At 69.8% G+C, this 18087-nt stretch carries 20 protein-coding genes and 2 pseudogenes; 14 read left to right on the forward strand and 8 right to left on the reverse strand.

Going from position 1 to position 18087, the window contains the following annotated elements:
* Positions 1-270 carry an RICIN domain-containing protein gene (locus tag ACZ4SW_RS33915; RefSeq protein WP_468252910.1) on the reverse strand — a complete coding sequence of 90 codons (270 nt, stop codon included), beginning with the start codon at positions 268-270 and terminating at the stop codon, positions 1-3.
* A gap of 167 nt (positions 271-437) precedes the next feature.
* Between ACZ4SW_RS33915 and ACZ4SW_RS33920 the strand changes: the two genes are divergently transcribed.
* Positions 438-827: a hypothetical protein gene (locus tag ACZ4SW_RS33920; RefSeq protein ID WP_468252911.1), complete on the forward strand. Its 390-nt coding sequence runs from the start codon at positions 438-440 to the stop codon at positions 825-827.
* 103 nt (positions 828-930) lie between these two features.
* Here the strand turns inward: ACZ4SW_RS33920 and ACZ4SW_RS33925 are convergent, their stop codons facing one another.
* Complete coding sequence (locus ACZ4SW_RS33925) at positions 931-1581, reverse strand: peroxiredoxin-like family protein (RefSeq protein WP_468252913.1); 651 nt, start codon at positions 1579-1581, stop codon at positions 931-933.
* Between the two features lie 286 nt (positions 1582-1867).
* On the opposite strand from ACZ4SW_RS33925, the gene ACZ4SW_RS33930 reads away from it, so the two are divergent.
* Entirely contained in the window at positions 1868-2467 is a 600-nt protein-coding gene (locus ACZ4SW_RS33930; RefSeq protein ID WP_468252914.1) for a TetR/AcrR family transcriptional regulator, read from the forward strand.
* Between the two features lie 326 nt (positions 2468-2793).
* Here ACZ4SW_RS33930 and ACZ4SW_RS33935 read toward each other — a convergent pair whose 3' ends face one another.
* Positions 2794-3372 carry a Dps family protein gene (locus ACZ4SW_RS33935; protein WP_468252915.1) on the reverse strand — a complete coding sequence of 193 codons (579 nt, stop codon included), beginning with the start codon at positions 3370-3372 and terminating at the stop codon, positions 2794-2796.
* A gap of 236 nt (positions 3373-3608) precedes the next feature.
* On the opposite strand from ACZ4SW_RS33935, the gene ACZ4SW_RS33940 reads away from it, so the two are divergent.
* The 10 genes and pseudogenes from ACZ4SW_RS33940 to ACZ4SW_RS33985 all read left to right on the forward strand — a co-directional run bounded on the left by ACZ4SW_RS33940 (position 3609) and on the right by ACZ4SW_RS33985 (position 13538).
* Complete coding sequence (locus tag ACZ4SW_RS33940) at positions 3609-4976, forward strand: dihydrolipoyl dehydrogenase family protein (protein ID WP_468252917.1); 1368 nt, start codon at positions 3609-3611, stop codon at positions 4974-4976.
* Between the two features lie 50 nt (positions 4977-5026).
* The gene (locus ACZ4SW_RS33945; RefSeq protein WP_468252919.1) at positions 5027-6154 is read left to right on the forward strand and encodes a low temperature requirement protein A; all 1128 of its coding nucleotides are present in this window, start codon (positions 5027-5029) and stop codon (positions 6152-6154) included.
* A gap of 396 nt (positions 6155-6550) precedes the next feature.
* Positions 6551-8428 carry an amidohydrolase gene (locus ACZ4SW_RS33950; protein WP_468252921.1) on the forward strand — a complete coding sequence of 626 codons (1878 nt, stop codon included), beginning with the start codon at positions 6551-6553 and terminating at the stop codon, positions 8426-8428.
* Between the two features lie 131 nt (positions 8429-8559).
* Positions 8560-9222, forward strand: coding sequence for a hydrolase (locus ACZ4SW_RS33955; protein WP_468252922.1), 663 nt, complete (start codon positions 8560-8562; stop codon positions 9220-9222).
* A gap of 70 nt (positions 9223-9292) precedes the next feature.
* On the forward strand, positions 9293-9817 hold the full coding sequence (locus tag ACZ4SW_RS33960; protein ID WP_468252924.1) for a DoxX family protein: 525 nt from the start codon (positions 9293-9295) through the stop codon (positions 9815-9817).
* On the forward strand, positions 9798-10535 hold the full coding sequence (locus ACZ4SW_RS33965; RefSeq protein WP_468252925.1) for a YoaK family protein: 738 nt from the start codon (positions 9798-9800) through the stop codon (positions 10533-10535). Before ACZ4SW_RS33960 ends, ACZ4SW_RS33965 begins: the two co-directional genes overlap by 20 nt.
* Before the next feature lie 231 nt (positions 10536-10766).
* Positions 10767-11534: a class I SAM-dependent methyltransferase gene (locus ACZ4SW_RS33970; RefSeq protein WP_468252926.1), complete on the forward strand. Its 768-nt coding sequence runs from the start codon at positions 10767-10769 to the stop codon at positions 11532-11534.
* 223 nt (positions 11535-11757) lie between these two features.
* Positions 11758-12309 carry a YciI family protein gene (locus ACZ4SW_RS33975; RefSeq protein WP_468252928.1) on the forward strand — a complete coding sequence of 184 codons (552 nt, stop codon included), beginning with the start codon at positions 11758-11760 and terminating at the stop codon, positions 12307-12309.
* 45 nt (positions 12310-12354) lie between these two features.
* Positions 12355-12705 (forward strand): annotated as a pseudogene (locus ACZ4SW_RS33980) (ATP-binding protein); the annotation flags it as partial.
* Positions 12706-12791: 86 nt separating this feature from the next.
* Positions 12792-13538, forward strand: a complete 747-nt coding sequence (locus ACZ4SW_RS33985; RefSeq protein WP_468252929.1) for a class I SAM-dependent DNA methyltransferase — start codon at positions 12792-12794, stop codon at positions 13536-13538.
* Positions 13539-13784: 246 nt separating this feature from the next.
* Here the strand turns inward: ACZ4SW_RS33985 and ACZ4SW_RS33990 are convergent.
* Positions 13785-13952, reverse strand: a pseudogene (locus ACZ4SW_RS33990) (GNAT family N-acetyltransferase); the annotation flags it as partial.
* A gap of 69 nt (positions 13953-14021) precedes the next feature.
* On the reverse strand, positions 14022-15140 hold the full coding sequence (locus ACZ4SW_RS33995) for an FAD-dependent oxidoreductase (protein WP_468252931.1): 1119 nt from the start codon (positions 15138-15140) through the stop codon (positions 14022-14024).
* A 53-nt stretch (positions 15141-15193) separates the two neighbouring features.
* Between ACZ4SW_RS33995 and ACZ4SW_RS34000 the strand changes: the two genes are divergently transcribed.
* The gene (locus ACZ4SW_RS34000) at positions 15194-15886 is read left to right on the forward strand and encodes a TetR/AcrR family transcriptional regulator (protein WP_468252932.1); all 693 of its coding nucleotides are present in this window, start codon (positions 15194-15196) and stop codon (positions 15884-15886) included.
* 223 nt (positions 15887-16109) lie between these two features.
* Entirely contained in the window at positions 16110-16421 is a 312-nt protein-coding gene (locus ACZ4SW_RS34005; RefSeq protein ID WP_468252933.1) for a cold-shock protein, read from the forward strand.
* Here the strand turns inward: ACZ4SW_RS34005 and ACZ4SW_RS34010 are convergent.
* From ACZ4SW_RS34010 to ACZ4SW_RS34020, 3 genes are read right to left on the reverse strand one after another with little or no spacing between them, the layout of a single operon-like run.
* Positions 16350-16745, reverse strand: a complete 396-nt coding sequence (locus ACZ4SW_RS34010) for a LysR substrate-binding domain-containing protein (RefSeq protein WP_468252934.1) — start codon at positions 16743-16745, stop codon at positions 16350-16352. The two genes, ACZ4SW_RS34005 and ACZ4SW_RS34010, sit on opposite strands and share 72 nt — an antisense overlap.
* Positions 16746-16774: 29 nt before the next feature.
* Positions 16775-17179 carry a tautomerase family protein gene (locus tag ACZ4SW_RS34015; protein WP_468252935.1) on the reverse strand — a complete coding sequence of 135 codons (405 nt, stop codon included), beginning with the start codon at positions 17177-17179 and terminating at the stop codon, positions 16775-16777.
* 53 nt (positions 17180-17232) lie between these two features.
* Complete coding sequence (locus ACZ4SW_RS34020; RefSeq protein ID WP_468252937.1) at positions 17233-18048, reverse strand: MBL fold metallo-hydrolase; 816 nt, start codon at positions 18046-18048, stop codon at positions 17233-17235.
* Between the last annotated feature and the right edge of the window lie 39 nt (positions 18049-18087).

Raw genomic sequence — 18087 nt, forward strand, 5'->3', positions numbered from 1 at the left:
TCAGGAGGGCAGGGTCCAGCTCTGGTTGGCCGCTCCGGTGCACGACCAGAGCTGCAGGCGGGTGCCGTTGGCCGAACTGGGCCTCGCGTCGAGGCACTTGCCGGACTGCGGATCGACCGGGGAGCGGTTTGATCCGCTGGACCGGGGGCCTGGTGGCCGTGCCGTAAGCCCCGGAAGACCGCCGAGGCAGTGATGTGAGGCGAAGCCGTTGGGAACCGGACGCGCGAGGTACCTCGCCGGGAGCGGCGAAGCTTCCCTCGAACGCGTCATCCCGAGCGCCGTCTCCGCTGGTCGGAGGATGTCCCGTCCCGTCGTGTCGTCAACTGCGGGGCGCACCCTCGCCGGTGGCCGCGCCCACCGCGCACCCTCGTGGTGTCCGTTCGGTGGCACGGCCGTCGGCGGACGTGAACCGCCTCACTCAGGATCGGAGTACTGACATGCGGACGATCGGCACGCGCTTCGGCGTCCTCACCGGCATCGCCACCCTCACTCTCGGTGTGCTCGCCGGCCCGGTGGCCCACGCGGCGACCGTCGACACCACGGCGGCGGCGTGCAAGTCCGGCCACGGCGTGGGGGAACTGTGGTCGCCCAAGGGCCGGAACATCGGCGTGGAGAAGAACTGGAAGTGCGACGGGCACGGCGGCTACAACGGCAAGTTCCGCTGGTGGAAGAGCGACGACGGCGTGTGGGCCCAGATGCTCATCAAGTGGGAGTCCGGCCGGCGCGAGCAGAAGAAGATGAAGTTCGGGAAGCAGTACACATACAAGGGGGCCTACGGCGTCTACATGCGTGCCTGCGACTCCAGTGGCTGCGGCGGCTGGTGGTGAGCTGACCGGGCGGATCCACCAGCCGCCTGCTGCTCCTCAGGTCGGCCGGGCCGATGCGGCGGCGTGCCTCCGAGTGCGCACCGCATCGGCCGGCTGCTGCCGCTCAGGTCAGCCGGTCGAGAGCGGCCAGGATGTCGGCCGGTTCGGCGCGGGTGGTGTAGTCGGTGGTGACGTAGGCCCAGCGGATGACGCCGTCGCGGTCGATGACGTAGGTGGCGGGCAGCGGGAGGGTGCGCGGGTGGCCGTCGTTGACGCGCTGGAGGTCGAAGCCGAGCTTGTCGTAGACGGCGGCGAGGTCGTCGGGGAGGTCGAAGGCGAGGCCGTACTGCTTGGCGGTGTCGGAGCCGATGTCGCTGAGGACGTCGAACGCGAGGTCGTGCTTCTCCTTGAGGGTGAGGGACTCGTCGGGGATCTGCGGGGAGACGGCCACCAGGCGGGCGCCACGCGCGGTGATGGCCTCGTGATGCTGCTGGAGGGAGCGCAGGGCGATGTTGCAGTACGGGCACCAGGCACCGCGATAGAAGGTCAACACGACCGGGCCGTCGGTGAGCAGGTCGTCCAGGGCCAGGGTCTGCCCGGTCGCGGTGGGGAGGTTGAAGCGTGGGGCCTGCGCGCCGACGGTCAGGGCGCGGTCGGCCTGGCCGGAGTCGGCTAGTTCCTGGGCGGCCCGGCGCATGATGTCCCGGATTTCGGCCGGGATCTGCTGCTGACGTGCTTCGTAGAAGGTGCGCAGTTCCGCGTTCAGGGTGGTCATGACGCTCGGTCCTCCTGGCTGACGGCTGGAGCGGGGCAGAACCTGAAATGGTCGTTCCAAGATAAGGGCTCGCGTGGCCCCGCGCCAGCCGTGCGGAGGTGTCGAGGGTCAGAGACTGGTGGGGGCGTGACTGTGTCGATCGGCGCCGCCAAGGGTGGATCGTGGACGCATCCGGATGCCTTCGCGCAGGTGGACGGCCTGTCCCGCGCTGCACCCGGCAGCGCCTTTCCGGCGTGGTGAACGGGGAGTATCTTGGAATTCTCATTTCAGGATGGCGGGGTGAAGCATGCCGGACATCAAGCACTTCGACCCGGACGCCGCCCTGGAGACCGTGGTGCGGCTGTTCTGGCGGCAGGGCGTGGCCTCGACCGGGATCCAGGACGTGGTGACCGCGACCGGGCTGAACCGCTCCAGCCTGTATGCCACGTTCGGCGGCAAGCAGGAGCTCTACCTCGCCGCGCTGCGCCGCTACCTCGAGCAGCGGTCCCAGCCGATGTTCCGGCGCCTGGCCGAGGACGCGCGCGGTCTGCCGGCCGTCTCCGAGTTCTTCGCCGGCCTGATCGACGCGCGCTGCTCGGGCGAGTACGCCCAATGGGGCTGCATGGTCTCCAACGCCTACGCCGGGGCCGAGAACAGTGATCCGGACGTGCGAGCCCTCCTGGACCAGCACCACCAAGAGCTGCGCGAGGCGCTGTACGCGGCCCTTGTGACCGCCGAACGCCAGGGGCAGCTCATGCCCGGCGCCGATCCCGGCGGTTGCGCGGATGTGCTGGCGCTGCTCGCCTATGGCGTCAACCTGCGCTCGCGTGCCGGTGCCGACGCCGCGTCGTTGCGAAAGACGGTGACCGCCGCCCTGGACTCGATCGCCGGCAGGGCGGCGGCATAGCCGCGCGCGGACCGGTCTCCCAGCGGACGCCCAGGTCGCCTCGGGCCGAATCGGCTGCCGCGACGATGGCCCCTGCATCGTGCCGACCGTGACCCGCCCGCGCAGTTGCCCCCGTACGACATCGACGGCCTCCACCTGCCGCAGATCCGTCATCCGCTTCCGGTCAAGCAGCCCTTGACGTGGCTCCGTCTGGCGCGAAGGCGACGGTCTTCGACCTGCGCTGCATCGGATGCGGACGGCGGTGCGTCATGCGGGTGCGCCGGCTCGTGCCCCTCCAGGTGCTCGGTCACATGCGTCGGGTCGGCGGACCGTGACCGCGGGATTCCTCAGGCGCGCACCAGGGGTGTGTCGACCAGGTGCTCGGCCAGGAACCAGGCCTGCCGTTCGCCGGTCCGGATCACCTGGGAGACCAGCAGGTCGATGGTGCCGTCGTCACCGCACTCGGCGGTCCGGGCGGCGGCGTCGTGGGCCTCGATGAGGATGGTCTCGTGGGCTTCCAGCAGCCGGGACAGCATGGCCGGCACCTCCTCCACCCCGTCCGGGGGCCGCTGGATCGACGTGATCTCGGCGACGTGCCGGGGATCTCCCACCGCGACACCGCCCAGCGACTGGACGCGCTCGGCGATGGTGTCGATGATTTCGAGCTGTTCCCCGGCGTGCTTGTCCAGGACCAGGTGCAGTTGGTAGAAGGTCGCGCCGCGCATCAGCCAGTGGTGCTTCTTGTAGAGGCCGTAGAGGATCTGCGTGTCCGCGAGGACCTTGTTCAGGCGCTGGCAGGAGTACATCCGCGCCTCGTAGGACAGGGCGACCGGGAACTGCTTGACGGTCCCGAACTCCTGGATCACCTCGCCCTTCTGGTGCAGCCAGGGCTGACTGCCGTGGGCGGATGTGGGGTGGGTGGTCATGGTCCGCCTCCTGCGGTGCTGTTGTGCGTACCCCGGTGACGCTAGGTGCTCGGCCGGGAGGCGGCTTGACCGGCAGTGCATGTGGTGGAGTCCGCCAGTGCACTGAGCCCGCTGCTCGTGCCGGCCGTTCGCTCTCGGGCAAGCCTCCGTGCACTGGCGGACTCGGGTCGTCCTGCCGCCGCTCTAGCGTCAGCGGGACAGTCCATGCCCGCGGAGCCGGGGGAACGAGGAGAGGCATGAGTGCGAACGAGCAGGCGGATGTGGTGGTGGTCGGGCTGGGTCCGGGCGGCGAGTACGTCGCCGGCACGCTGGCCGAAGCGGGACTGGACGTGGTGGGCATCGAAGCAGAACTCGTCGGAGGCGAGTGTCCGTACTGGGCCTGTGTGCCCAGCAAGATGATGATCCGGGCCGGGAACCTGCTCGCCGAGGCGGGCCGTGTTTCCGCCCTTGCCGGTGAGGCGGTGGTGACGCCGGACTGGGCCAGGGTCGCCGGACGGATCCGCGACGAGGCCACGGATGACTGGAACGACCGGGTGGCCGCGGACCGCTTCGCGGCCAAGGGCGGGCGGCTCGTGCGAGGGGCAGGCCGCCTCGCCGGACCGCGCCGTGTGACGGTCGGCGACCGCACGTTCGAGGCCCGGCGCGCTGTCGTGCTGGCCACCGGTACCCGGCCCCGTATCCCTCCGGTGCCGGGTCTGGCAGGAACGCCCTACTGGACCAACCGGGACGCCATGACCGCCAAGGAACTGCCGGCGACCATGGTGGTGCTCGGCGGGGGCGCCATCGGCGTCGAACTCGCCCAGGTCTTCGCCCGCTTCAGGTGTGCGGTCACCGTGGTCGAGGGGCAGGAGCGGCTGCTGTCGCAGGAGGAGCCGGAAGCAGGGGAGTTGGCCGCGCAGGCGCTGCGCGCGGACGGTGTCACCGTTCGCACAGGCACCCGAGCGCGACAGGTCAGCCATGACGGCGTCGAGTTCACCGTCCGCCTCGAAGGCGATGAGCAGCCGCTGACTGCGGAACGGCTCCTGGTCGCCACCGGACGCCGCGCCGACCTGACCCCGCTGGCCATCGACACGGTGGGGCTCGATCCGTCAGCGGGAGCCGTGCCCACGGACGGGCGGATGCGGGCGGCGGAGGGGCTGTGGGCCGTCGGCGACGTCACCGGCCGGGGCGCCTTCACGCATGTGTCGCTGTACCAGGCGGAGATCGCCGTCCGAGACATCCTCGGGCAGCCCGGACCCGACGCCGACTACCGGGCGCTGTCCCGCGTCACGTTCACCGATCCGGAGATCGGGGCCGTAGGGCTCACGGAGCGCCAGGCGCGGGAACGGGGACTGCGCGTGCGCACCAGCGTGGTGACCGTCGCCTCCTCCACACGCGGCTGGATCCACGGGCCGGGCAACGAGGGGTTCATCAAGCTCGTCGAGGACGCCGACCGGGGCGTGCTGATCGGCGCGACCTCGGCGGGGCCGGCGGGCGGGGAGGTGCTGTACGGGCTGAACGTGGCCGTCCACGCCGAGGTACCCGTCGAGCGGCTCCAGCACATGATCTACACCTATCCCACCTTCCACCGGACCATCGAGGCGGCCCTGGGAGCCCTCCGCTGAACCGCACCCCGACTCTGCAGACAGACCCGGGCGCCAGGCGGTGGCGCACCATGGTGGGCCGCAACCCCGGCGAGCCGCACCGGTCCGCCACCTCGCTGGAACTCTTCTTCGACCTGTGTTTCGTCGTCGCGGTGGCGCAGGCGTCCACGAGCCTGCACGGGGCGCTGACGGCAGGGAACTTCGCGGGTGGTGCGCTGCGCTTCGCGCTGGTCTTCTTCACCATCTGGTGGGCGTGGATGAACTTCACCTGGTTCGCCTCCGCCTACGACCCGGACGATGTCCCGTACCGGCTGACGGTGCTGGTGCAGATCACGGGCTCGCTCGTCCTCGCCGCAGGAGTGCGCCGCGCGTTCGAGGACGGGGATCTGTACGTCATCACGCTCGGGTACGTCGTGCTGCGGACGGCGTTGGCCGCACTGTGGCTGCGCGCCGCGCTGTCCGATCCCGCCCGGCGAAGGACCACACTGCGCTTCGCCGCAGGAGTGACGATATGCCAGCTCGGCTGGGTGGGGCTGCTCTTCGTTCCCGTGCCGGTGCGGCTTCCGGGCATCGCGGTGATGATCGTGGCCGAGATGTGCGTTCCCGTGTGGGCGCAGGCCGCCGGGATGACGCCCTGGCATCCGCACCACATCGCCGAGCGCTACGAACTGTTCACCCTCATCGTCCTCGGCGAGTCCGTCGCGGCCGCCACCGTCGCCGTCCGCAGCGCCTTCGACCGGCACCACGGCACCGGTTCGCTGTCCGCGCTGGCGGCCGGCGGCCTGCTCATGGCCTACGCCATGTGGTGGCTGTACTTCGCCCGGCCTGCGCACACCCTGCTCGCCACGACGCACCAGGCCCACCGCAGGAGATTCCCCTGGGCCTACGGCCACTACCTGATCTTCGCCTCGGCGACCGCCGAGGGTGCCGGCCTGGCCGCGTATGCCGATCACGTCACGCGCCACACCCACACCTCGCCGACCGCAGCCGGCGCCGCGGTCACTGTTCCGGCGGCCGTCTTCCTGATCACGGTCTGGGTGGTGCACCTGCGGCCACACCAAAGGAGCCTGGCCGAGCGGATGCCGTTCCCCGTCGCAGCGGTCGGCGTCCTGGCGGCCGCCTGGTCCCCGGCGCCCGCGCTTCTCGCCGGTGTGCTGATGGCCGGCCTGGTAGCGGTGGTTACGGTGCCGCGTCGGTGACCGAAACCCCCACGAAGGGATCCCGTCCCGGGCCGAGGCGAATGGCCGCGCGGGCGAACTCCGTACGGCGTCCGTCCGTGCGGCCCTCTGGAGGCACGGGAGTGGGCGCCGCGGTACACGGACAGGCGGTGCGCTGTCGGAACGCATCGAGTGCACTGCGAGGACACACGGGCGCTTTGGTTCGAAATAGCCTGGCGGCGCAGCAGTCGAGGGGCACCGGCTCAGGGCCTGCGCATCGCGCGGAAAGCTCGTATGGAATGCGGATCGGTTCAGCTTGGGCGCAGTAATCGCGCATCCCTGGTTGCTTCCCACCCACGGCTGTCGACGCACATGGAAGTCGGTGCAGATGCATTCGACGCCGTTCAATCCGCAGGAGGTTGTCGCAAGGTGTCCACGATGCCGGTCGGAGGGCTGGTCGCCCGCGCCACCGACAACGCCGCGGACCTGGTCGTCCGCAACGCGAAGATCCACACCGCGGACCCGGTCCGCCCGCACGCCGAGGCGATCGCCATCCGCGACGGTGTCATCACGGTCGTCGGCGACGACAACGACATCGCACCCCATGTCGGCCCGGCCACGAAGGTGGTCGACGCCCTCGGCCGCCGGATGGTCCCCGGCCTCAACGACGCGCATCTGCATGTCATCCGGGGCGGGCTCAACTACGTACTGGAGCTGCGCTGGGACGGTGTCCCCACCCTGCGCCAGGCCCTTGCCATGCTCCGCGAGCAGGCCGCCCGCACCCCCAAGGGCCAGTGGGTACGGGTGGTGGGCGGATGGTCGGCCGAGCAGTTCGCCGAGCGGCGGTTGCCGACCGTCGCCGAACTCAACGCCGCCGCGCCCGATACCCCGGTGTTCGTCCTGCACCTGTACCAGTCGGCGGTGCTCAACCGGGCGGCACTCAAGGCCGCAGGACTCACCCGGGACACCCCCGACCCCAGAGCCGGGCAGATCGTGCGGGGGCGGGACGGTGAGCCCACGGGCATGCTGCTGGCCGCCCCCAGCGCCCTGATCCTCTACTCGACCCTGGCCAAGGCCCCGGTGCTTCAGGGGGAGGACAAGAAGACCTCTACGCGTCACTTCCTGCGGGAACTGAACAGGTTCGGTCTCACGTCGGCGATCGACGCAGCCGGAGGCTTCCAGAACTTTCCCGACAACTACAGCACGGTCGTCGAACTGGCGAAGGCCGGTCAGCTTTCGCTGCGCATCGCCTACCATCTCTTCCCGCAGACCGCCGGTCAGGAGATCGACGACCTCACCCGCTGGATAGAGATGGCCCGCCCTGAGGACGGGGACGAATGGCTGCGCCTCAACGGCGCCGGCGAGAACCTCACCTGGGCGGCCGCGGATTTCGAGAACTTCGCGCAGCCGCGCCCGGAACTGGCCGACTATGAGGCCGAGTTCGAGAAGGCCGTACGCCTGCTCATGGAGCACGGCTGGGGTTTTCGGCTGCACGCCACCTATGACGAGACCATCCGCCGGAACCTGGCGGTCTTCGAGAAGCTCGCCGCGGAAGGGCTCTTCCCGGCCGGCAACCGGTGGCTGTTCGACCATGCGGAGACCGTCTCCGCGGACAGCCTCGACCGCATCGCCGCCCTCGGCGGCGCCATGTCCGTGCAGAACCGGCTCTCCTTCCAGGGCGAGGCGTTCGTACGCCGCTACGGTCCTGGCGCCGCCGCGGACGCCCCTCCGATCCGCGCCATGCTGGAGCGTGGCCTGACGGTCGGTGCCGGCACTGACGCGACCCGGGTCTCCACCTACAACCCGTGGGTCGCCCTGAACTGGCTCATCACCGGCCGCACCGTGGGTGACCTCGTCATCCGCCCGCCGCACAACCGGGTCGACCGGCGCACGGCGCTGGCGATGTTCACCGAGGCGGGGGCCGCACTCACCGGCGAGGAGGGCGTCAAGGGGGTCCTGCGTCCGGGCTTCCTCGGTGACCTGGCCGTCCTGTCCGAGGACTACTTCACCGTGCCCGAGCCGGACATCGCGCACATCGAGTCCCTGCTGACGGTCGTCGGCGGCCGGATCGTCTACGCCGCCGCCGAGTACGAAGGCCTGGACGAGGAACTGCCGCCCATCATCCCCGAGTGGAGCCCGGTGGCGCACTTCGGCGGCTACCAGGCCACGCCCGGCACCGGCCTGACGGGCGCCCGTCAGGCCGAGTTGCTCGGCCAGGCCGTCGCCGAGTCGGAGCAGCACCGTCAGTGGCGCGTCCGCCGCGGCCTGGCCTCGGAGACAGCGGGCACGTTCTTCGATCCCTGCTTCTCCCTCTGATCTCCCGGGGGAGGGGCCCGGTCACGAGCCGTCCCTCCCGGGACACCAACCCCTACTCGCGCCGCCCACCGCGCGGTTGCTCTCAACGGCGGACACCCGTCCGCGATCGAACACAGGGAAAGGCCACTGTCATGGTCAACATCTCCGAGGTCACCGCGGCCCCCAGCCCCGACCTGCTCACCCCGGACAACTGCGCGGTGCTGTTCATCGACCACCAGCCGCAGATGTTCTTCGGCACCGGCAGCGGTGACCGCACCGCGATCATCAACTCGACCGTCGGCCTGGCGAAGGCCGCCAAGGCGTTCGACGTGCCGGTCCTGCTGTCCACCGTGGCCGCCGAGTCCTTCTCCGGCCCGATCATGCCGCAGCTGCCCGGCGTCTTCCCCGACCAGAAGATCATCGACCGGACCACGATGAACGTCTGGGAGGACGTCAACTTCGTCGAGGCCGTCAAGGCGACCGGCCGCAAGAAGCTCGTCTTCGCCGGTCTGTGGACCGAGGTGTGCATCGTCCTGCCCGTCCTGTCCGCGCTCGCCCAGGGCTACGAGGTCTACGTGGTCACCGACGCGTCTGGTGGCGTCACCCCGCAGGCCCACGAACACGCCATCCAGCGCATGGTCCAGGGCGGCGCGGTCCCGGTCACCTGGGTCCAGGTGCTGCTGGAGCTCCAGCGCGACTGGGCCCGCAGTGAGACCTACATGTCGGTCATGGACGTGGTGAAGGAGCACGCCGGCACCTACGGACTCGGCGTGGTCTACGCACAGGCCGTCATCGGAGCCCACGCCGCCGGCTGATCCCCGCTCCCTCGCGGCGCAGTCAAGGACAGCCCGTCAGGAACAGAACGTCAGGAACAGGCAGGAGAACATGAACACTGGACTGCTGGTCCTCCGGCTGGTGGCGGGACTTCTCATCACCGGCCACGGGGTTCAGAAGGTGAGCTTCCGGCTCGGAGGCCACGGCTTGGCGGGCGGGACCGAGGAGTTCCGTCACGACGGGTTCCGCGGTGGTCGGCTGACCGCGATCGTCGCGGGAGCCAGTCAGATCGGTGCCGGCCTGTTCCTGACCGCCGGACTGCTCACGCCCCTGGCCGCGATGGCGGCCATGGGCGTGATGACGGTCGCGGGCACCGTCAAACGGCCCAAGGGCCTGTGGGTGCAGAACGACGGCTACGAATACCCGATGGTCCTCGTCGTCGTCTCCGCGGCGCTGGCCCTCACCGGACCCGGCCGGTGGTCACTGGACCAGGCGCTGGGCGTCACGCCCTGGCCGCTGTGGGTCGTCCTCCCCGCGATCGTGGCCGGCCCGGTGAGCGGGCTGCTCACCCGCCTCGTACTGCACCGCCCGCCCGCCGTAACGGAAAGGAAGCGGTATGCGCAGGCTGCTGAATGACGCGGTACGCACGCTCGCACCTCGCGGCGAGGACCGCCACGGACCGCTGCCTCCCCTGATGCTGACGCTGACGGTGGTCACCGGTCTGGTCGACGCGGTGAGCTATCTCGCGCTCGGGCACGTCTTCGTCGCCAACATGACGGGCAACGTGGTGTTCCTGGGGTTCGCTCTGGCGGGCGCCGCGAACCTGTCGGCGCTCGCCTCGGTGGTCGCACTGGCGGCGTTCCTCATCGGCGCGCTCGCCGGGGGCAGGCTCGCCACCCGGTTCGCCACGCACCGCGGAAACCTGCTGAAGACGGCCACCGCGGTGCAGACGGTCCTGGTCGCCGCCACCGTGGCTGCCGCCGCGGTCACCGACGGCCGGATCACCACCGGGGTCCAGTACACGCTGATCGTGCTCCTCGGGCTCGGCATGGGCCTGCAGAACGCGGCGGCCCGGCGCCTTGGAGTCCCGGATCTGACCACGACCGTACTGACCTTGACCCTGACGGGGCTGGCCGCGGACTCCACTCCGGCCGGCGGCACGGCGCCGCGGTCCGGCCGCCGGATTCTGTCCGTGCTGGCGATGTTCCTCGGCGCCTTCGTCGGAGCCCGGCTGGTCCTGCACGGCCACCTCGTGCTGACCCTGAGCCTGGCCGTGCTGCTCGTAGCGGTCGCCTCGGTGACCACTCACCGCCTCTCGTCCCGCGACCCGGCCTGGACGAGGCCACCGTCCTGAGAGCAGGGACCGCCTGCCCCGCGGGATGCCGACCGGATACGTCTGAGCCCCCTGGTCACAGGGGGCTCAGACGTGTCCGTGTTTCCGCTTGCCGCGGTGGCTGTGGGGCCTTAGCCGGTGTGCGGGCAGCTCGTGGTGGCGCCCGGTGCCGGGCTTGCTGCGCCGACCTTCGCCGCCGCATGCCGCCGAAGATCGAGCACCGTAGGCGCGACTCATGTGAGGATGCTGGGCATGTCTGGTCGCGCGCTGAGTTTCGGAGTGGTGGCGGAAGCATACGAACGGTTCCGGCCCGGGTATCCCGTGGAGCTGTTCGACATGGTGACGGCATACGCGGGCCGTCCGGTTCGGACCGCCCTCGAGATCGGCGCCGGCACAGGCAAGGCAACCCGCCTGTTCGCTCAGCGGGGCGTCATGGTGACCGCTACCGAGCCTGACGGCTCCATGCTCGCCGAGCTGCGCAAGCATGTGCCGACGAACGTCAGGACGGTGCAAGCCGCGTTCGAGGACTTGCGACCGGGCGAACGGTACGGGCTGGTCTATGCGGCAGCAGCGCTGCATTGGACGAACCCGGAGGGTCGGTGGTCGCGCATGGCCGCGCTGCTGGAACCGGGTGGCGTATTCGCCTCATGGGGCGGGCCATTTCAACTGGCCGACCCGGCTGTCGCGGAAGCCGTCCGCGCGGCGCGAGCACCATTCTTGGAGAGTGACGAGATTCCGTCGCCTGACGGGACGCCTCCGGATCATGAGATGCAGTGGCCGGGTACGGAGCTGCAACGGTCCGAGTGGTTCACCGGCGTTCAGCAGTCCGTGATCGAACGGCGCCTGACGATGAGCGCTCGCGACTACGTCGGTCATCTCTCCACCATCTCGGCTTATCTCGTCTTGCCGGCGGCGGAGCGAGAGCAGGCATTCGGCCAGATCATGCAGGTACTGCCGGACAGAGTCGAGATGGCCGCCGACATCACCGTCCATCTCGCCCGCCGACGCCACGAGGATTGATCACGACACCTCGCCATGCCAGCCCGCCGTGTTCTCCGCGAGCAGGGCCGCGACGACCGTTGCGGCGGCGTCGACTTCGTCCTGTCCCTCGTCTTCGGCATCGACGAGAAGACGGCCATCCGCTAGGCGAAGTCGGCACGCGTGCTTCCGGGTGAGGTTGCAGAGCAGTCATCGCGGTGAAACCCGCTCGCCCTGGTCACCTCCTTGAAGAGACCCTATGGGCATGGAGTTCCTCTGCTACCACCGCGACCGACCCGGCTCCCTGCCGCTGCGCGACGAGCTGCTGGAAGATCATTGGTCCTACATGGACCGGTACGCGAAAGAGATAATCGCCCGGGGCCCGACCCTCGCCGACGACGGCGACACACCCACCGGAAGCGTGCACATCGTCGACCTGCCCGATCCCGCCGCTGCCCGCGCCTTCGCCTTCGACGAGCCGAACTACCAGGCCGGCGCCTACCGGGACGTGCTGCTGCGACGGTGGCGCAACACGCTGGGGCGCACCATGTGGGACTTCCCCGGCGGCCGGACCGGCGGCAACCGGTATCTGGTGCTCGGCCTCGGCACAGGGCAGGCCGCCGACCTCGCGGTGCCGTCCGACCGCGACGAGCTGATCGCCTACGGGCCGCTGCTGTCCGACGACGGCACCACCTGGCTGGGCACGGCGGCGTTGCTCCGGGCGCCGAACCCGGAGGCGGCACGCGCCATCCTGACCCCGGACCGGTACGCCGACATCGAGGTGCACAACTGGCAGTTCGGCGGGCGGCCCTCATAACGGTAGGACGTCCAGGCCGACGTCACCGCGGAAATCCGTCGGACCGAGGTCAGGGACGGCGCCGTCGAGGTAACTGTGTGGGACAGCGAGCCGCGCCTGCCGATCGCCCGAGCCGCCGACCCTGACCGGGTGGGTCAGCACGGGCTGGAGATCGTCATGGCGGTCTGCCGGAGCTTTGAGGTGCATCGCGCGCCGGTGGCGTGCGTCGCCGTGACGGTCGGGTTCGTCGCCTGGCGCCGCGCCCGCGCCTCGGCCGGTGACCTGGCCGATCTGGTCGAGGCGACGGTGGACCTGCACGCGGTGAAACTGGCCGGCGACCTGGGGTTCCCGTCGGTCGGCCAGATGCATCCCTTGCTCGGGCAGCAGATCACCGAACTGCTGCGCAAGGGCGCCTGATCTCGCACCCTGACTGTGGGCCGCGAGCTCGGCCGGCACCTTAAATACGTGGACAGCTCCCGGCAGCCCCCGGCAAAGTGGCCGCCGTGACGAGCAGTGAGCTATGGACGCGTGAGACCGCCGACCGCTACGACGCCGAGGCGAGCGAGATGTCCTCGTCCGCTGTTCTCGGACCGACTGTGGCCTTCCTCGCTGAACTCGCCGGAGACGGCCGGGCACTGGAGTTCGCCGTCGGAACCGGACGAGTGGGCGTCCCGCTGCGGGAAAGCGGCGTACCCGTTGTGGGCATCGAACTGTCCGAGCACATGGCAGCGGTCCTGCGGCGCAAGATCGACGAGGACATGCTCCCGGTCGTCATCGGAGACATGGCAACGACCGTCGTCCCCGGCGAGTTCACCCTGGTTTATCTCGTCTACAACACGATCACGAACCTGCTCACGCAGGACGAGCAGGTCGAGTGCTTCCGCAACGCCGCACGTCATCTGACGCCTGGCGGCCGATTCGTCATCGAGCTGGGCGTGCCGCCACTGCGGTTCCTGCCGCCCGGTCAGGTCGCGGTGCCGTTCGACGTCTCCGAGCGGCATCTCGGCTTCGACACCTTCGACCTCGTCGAGCAGATTCTCGTCTCACACCATCTCACCCGCGACGGCGAAGACGGCCGCTACCGCCGCAGCGACTCCCGGCACCGGTACGCGTGGCCGGCGGAGCTCGACCTGATGGCACGGATCGCGGGGCTCGAGCTGGAACGGCGGGTCGCGGACTGGGACGGGACGCCGTTCACCCAGGACTCCGTGAAGCACATCTCCGTGTGGCGCAAGCCAGGGCGCAGATGATGGGATCGCACACCCAACCAACCCCAGCTGCGCACATGGCGCACCGATTCCTAACGGCTCGCCAGCACCAGTGCTCGGACCGCAGCGCCGGCCATCACAGGTTGACGACTACAGGCCGGTCTCTGCCCGAGCTCAGCGGACAGGGCGGCACTCACAGCTTCTGCTCAAGCTGCTGCGTCATCGGCACCAGCCCGGATGCCTCGTAGAACGACCGGGCTGGTGTGTTGAAGCACCACACGTTTGTGATCAGTCGTCGGCAGCGGCTTCACGGCCGATCTCGCGCACTGCCTCAAGGAGTGCGGTCCCGACCCCACCACGTGAGGCGTCGGGATCCACGGCCAACTGCTGCAGCACCACGACCGAATGCCTTTTGACCTGTGGACTTCCCTCGCGCTCCAGCACCCTGGCCGTGGCATACCCCGCGAGTGAACTCTCCTACGAGCCGTGGCGAGCTGTTGGTGCCGGTACTCTCGCGCTTGGCAGTCAGGAGGGCTGGACCTGGTCGAAGTGGGCGAGGGCTTCGGCGGGGTCCGGGCTCACGAGGCGTTCCAGACCGGCCGTCGTGATCTTCGCCCACTTGCCGGCCCGTGCCCACATCTGTTCTTCGAAGGCCCGGACGGCTTCGTCCGGATCTCCGGAGCCGATGGCGATGGACTCGGCGAGTTCGGCGCCTTCCAGCATCGCGAGGTTCGCGCCCGCTCCCAATGGGGGCATCAGATGGGCGGCGTCGCCCAGTAGCGTCACCCCGGGGACGTGGGGCCAGGTGTGGGACACGGGCAGGGTGTAGAAGGGGCGGGGGACGAAGGCGGTGCCGTGCCGGAGGAGGTCGAGGACGGGAGCGGCCCAGCCGTCGAACAGAGCCAGCAGGCTCGATCGCACGGCCCCCAGGTCGGTCAGATCCAGGTTCGTATGCCAGTCCAGCGGCGCGCGGAACTTGGCGAACACCTTGACGTGGCCGCCGCTGTTGCGCTGGGCGACGAGGGAGCGGTTCACGCCGTACACGGCCAAGGAGCCGTCGCCGATCAACCGGGCGAGGTCAGGGTGGCGGGTGTCGACGTCGTCGAGGGAGGTCTCGACCGAGGTGACACCGGTGTAGCGCGGCGTCACCGACGACACTGCCGGCCGGACCCGGGACCAGGCGCCGTCCGCGCCGATCACGAGGTCGAACGTCTCGTGTCTCCCGTCCGCGAAATGGACCAGTACGCCATCCCGGGTCCCCGGCACCACCTGTGTCACGCTCCGGCCCCACTGGACGTCGAGAGGGCCCAGCAGCAGGTCACGAAGCTGCCCGCGGTCGATCTCGGGGTTGGCCCGGTCATCGGGACGGGGGCGCCAGTCGCGCAGGACGGTCCCGTCCGCGTCCAGGATGCGCATGGCCTGCCCCTCGGGACGAGACAGCGCCTGGAACTCCGCCAGCAGCCCCGCCTTGTCCAGCGCGCGCTGGCCCAGCCCTTCGTGAAGGTCCAACGTGCCGCCCGGGGGGCGGGCGTCGGGGGCGGGATCGCGTTCGAGGACGGCGACGGGGTAGCCATGGCGGTGCAGGACACGGGCGAAGGTAAGGCCGGCCGGACCGCCGCCGACCACTGCGATGCGTTGTCTCATGTTGATACACTGTATTGATTCATGACGCTGTATCGCAACGGTACAGTGTGACCATGACTGTGTGGGACCGGCCGGAGCCGCCGGCTCGCCCCGTGCCGCTCGACCGGGAGCGGATCGTCGCCGCCGCCATCGCGCTGGCCGACGAGGGCGGGCTGGAGGCGGTGTCGTTGCGCAAGGTCGCCGCCCGGCTGAACGCCGGCCCGATGCGGCTGTACGGATACATCTCCACCAAGGAGGAGTTGTTCGACCTCATGGTGGACGAGGTCCAGGCCGAGATCCTCCCCGAGGAGCAGCCCGGTGACTGGCGGGAGGCGCTGCGTGTCCTCGCCCACCGCACCAGGCAGGCCGCTCTCCGCCATGAATGGCTGGCCGACCTGCTCGGCGGCCGCCCGACTCTGGGCCCGAACGGCCTCGCCGTGACCGAGGCCACGCTGGCCGCCCTCGACGGCCTCGCCGACGTCGACACCGTCATGCGCGCTGTGGAGACTGTCAGCGCCTACTTCACCGGCGCGATCAGGCGCGAGATCGCGAACCTGCGGGCCGAGCGCGCCACCGGCCTGTCCAAGCGCGACTGGCAGCGCGCCCACGGCCCGCATGTCACGAGGATGTTGGCCACGGGCCGCTTCCCGGCTCTGGCCAAGGCGGTGTACGACGGCACGGACGTCGACGCCGAGGCATCCTTCGCCACCGGCCTGGACTGGGTCCTCGACGCCGTGGCCGCCAAACTCACCCGGCCGCCGACGTGACGCTTTGCTCTTGCCCGTGCGCCAGTCGCGGGCATGGTGCCGGTGGCCGTTCTCGAACTGCGTGCCCGCGATCGAGGGGGACCACCTGCTTGACCGGGCCCGCGCAGGAGGCAAAAGCAATACCGCATGCCCGGCTTCAGGGACTTGGTAATGTCACGATCATCTGGTCGAGCGCTGCTGACCACAGTGCAAGCCTGGTGACGATGACAGGGGGAACGAAGAGATGTCGGGTACCGCGCCCGGAGAAGTTCTGGCCGGCCGTGTCCGTGAGTGGCACAGCGAGGAGGGCTGGGGAGTCCTCGTAACTGATGCCCTCTCGGCTCCGGTGTGGGCACACTTCTCAGCCATCGAAGCCGATGGCTACCGTGAGCTGACGGCTGGCCAGCACATCACCTTTACGGCCGAAGAGGCTCAACAGGACGAGTATTCCCGGCGCGCGGTGCACATCTGGCCGGACGGTATATCACGCCACCGGCCGCAAAGGGAAGACGGTCCGGGCTACAACTCCCACCTGAACATCACCTTTGATTCCTGATCGCAGTAGATGCTTGGCCAACTCCTCAGTGAGCGCGTGCAGTTCAGCGGAACCCCACAGCGAGGGCTGCCGTACCGGGCCGTTGACCGGCGCGCCGTCCAGCCGATAGTCCAGGACGTTCCGGACCAGCTGTTCGGTGGGCCCGGTGATCAGCGAGAAGTCGACGCGGGGACAGCCATCGGCGAAGGCCGCCAGCACGGTGGGAAGCCGCAGGCCCGCCGTGGTCTCCATGGACCCGATCCGCGCGTGCGCGCGACAGCCAGGAAGATCCGCAGGTCGGAGAGTTCCACGTCGACCTCCACATGGGCCCGTTGGCCGGAGCATGCCTGCGGCCGGTGACCAGGCGAACGGTGTCAGCGGCCGGGAACGGGCAGGGCGCCTTCGACGTACTGGGCACGCCCGAAGCCGAACGACCAGTCCTGCGGACCGTTCTCGACGATGCCGATGAAGACGTCCTCACCGCTGATTCCCAGGGGTTCCAGACGCTCGGCCACCGTCCGATAGACGCGTTGCTTGACCTCCGTGCTGCGCCCCGACTGGGTGAAGATCTGGATCATCACCAACCGGTCGCCTCGCTCGAAGCCGAGGCCGGCGTCGAGGGCGATGACGTGATCCGCGTCGTGCTCGGTGACGACCTGGAACCTGTCCCGCTCGGGGATGCCCAGCACGTCCACGAGCGCCCGGTGCGTCGCATCGGCGATCGCCCGCACCTCCTCGGGACGACGTCCGCGAATGAGATCGATCCGTACGAATGGCATGTGTGTTGTTCCTTACGCGTCCGGTTGCCGATGTTTGTGTCGGTGAGGGCGGATCAGCGGGTCAGCTGCACCCACGTTCCGTGGGGCACGGCCCGCAGCACGGAGGACAGGCCGGCCTCGTGGAAGGCGAGCTCGATCTCCGGCAGTCCCTCGGAGAAGTGGGCCCAGGCGTCGTAGTGGGCCGGGACGACGGTGCCCGCGCCCAGGACGGCTGCTGCGGCAGCGGCGGCGCGGCTGTCCAGGGAGAGGGGACGGCCGTCGAACTTCGCCGGGACGCGTGCCGCTCCCGCGTGCAGGACGGCCGCGTCGATGTCCGGCACCCGGCGGGAGATCTCCGCGACCGTGCGGATCGAGGCGTTGTCGCCGCTCACGTACACGGTGGGAAGCCCTTGCCCGGACAGCACGAAACCGGTGACCTCACAGTTGACGTTCCCGTCGGCGTCGCGCTCGCCGTCCTCGGGGCCGTGGACAGCGGGGACCGCCAGCACGGTCAGGTCGCCGCCGCCGTCCGCGCGGGGCACCAAGTGACTGGTCCACGGTGCCAGGCCGACGGCCGGAGATCCGAGCCGTCCGGCGGCCAGCGGGCCGGTGAGCACCAACGGGGCGGCCTTCGCGAACGCGCGGCCACGCTCGTCGAGGTTGTCCGGATGCGTGTCGTGGCTGACCAGAACGAGGTCGACCCGCCCCACACCGTTCTCGTCGACGGCAGGATCGGCCGTCTTGGTGAGGTACCCGTGGGGGCCGGCGTCGTCGAAGGTCGGATCACTGACGATGCGCAGTCCGCCGAGGTCGATCACAGCCGTCGGGCCACCCAGGACGGTGATCGCGGATTCCTGCCGGGACAAACCTGTGCTCGGTGCTTCGCTCATGCCCTCGACGCTAATGACCCCCGGCTCTTGGCAGAAATG

The organism is Streptomyces sp. NPDC028331 (assembly GCF_055565775.1).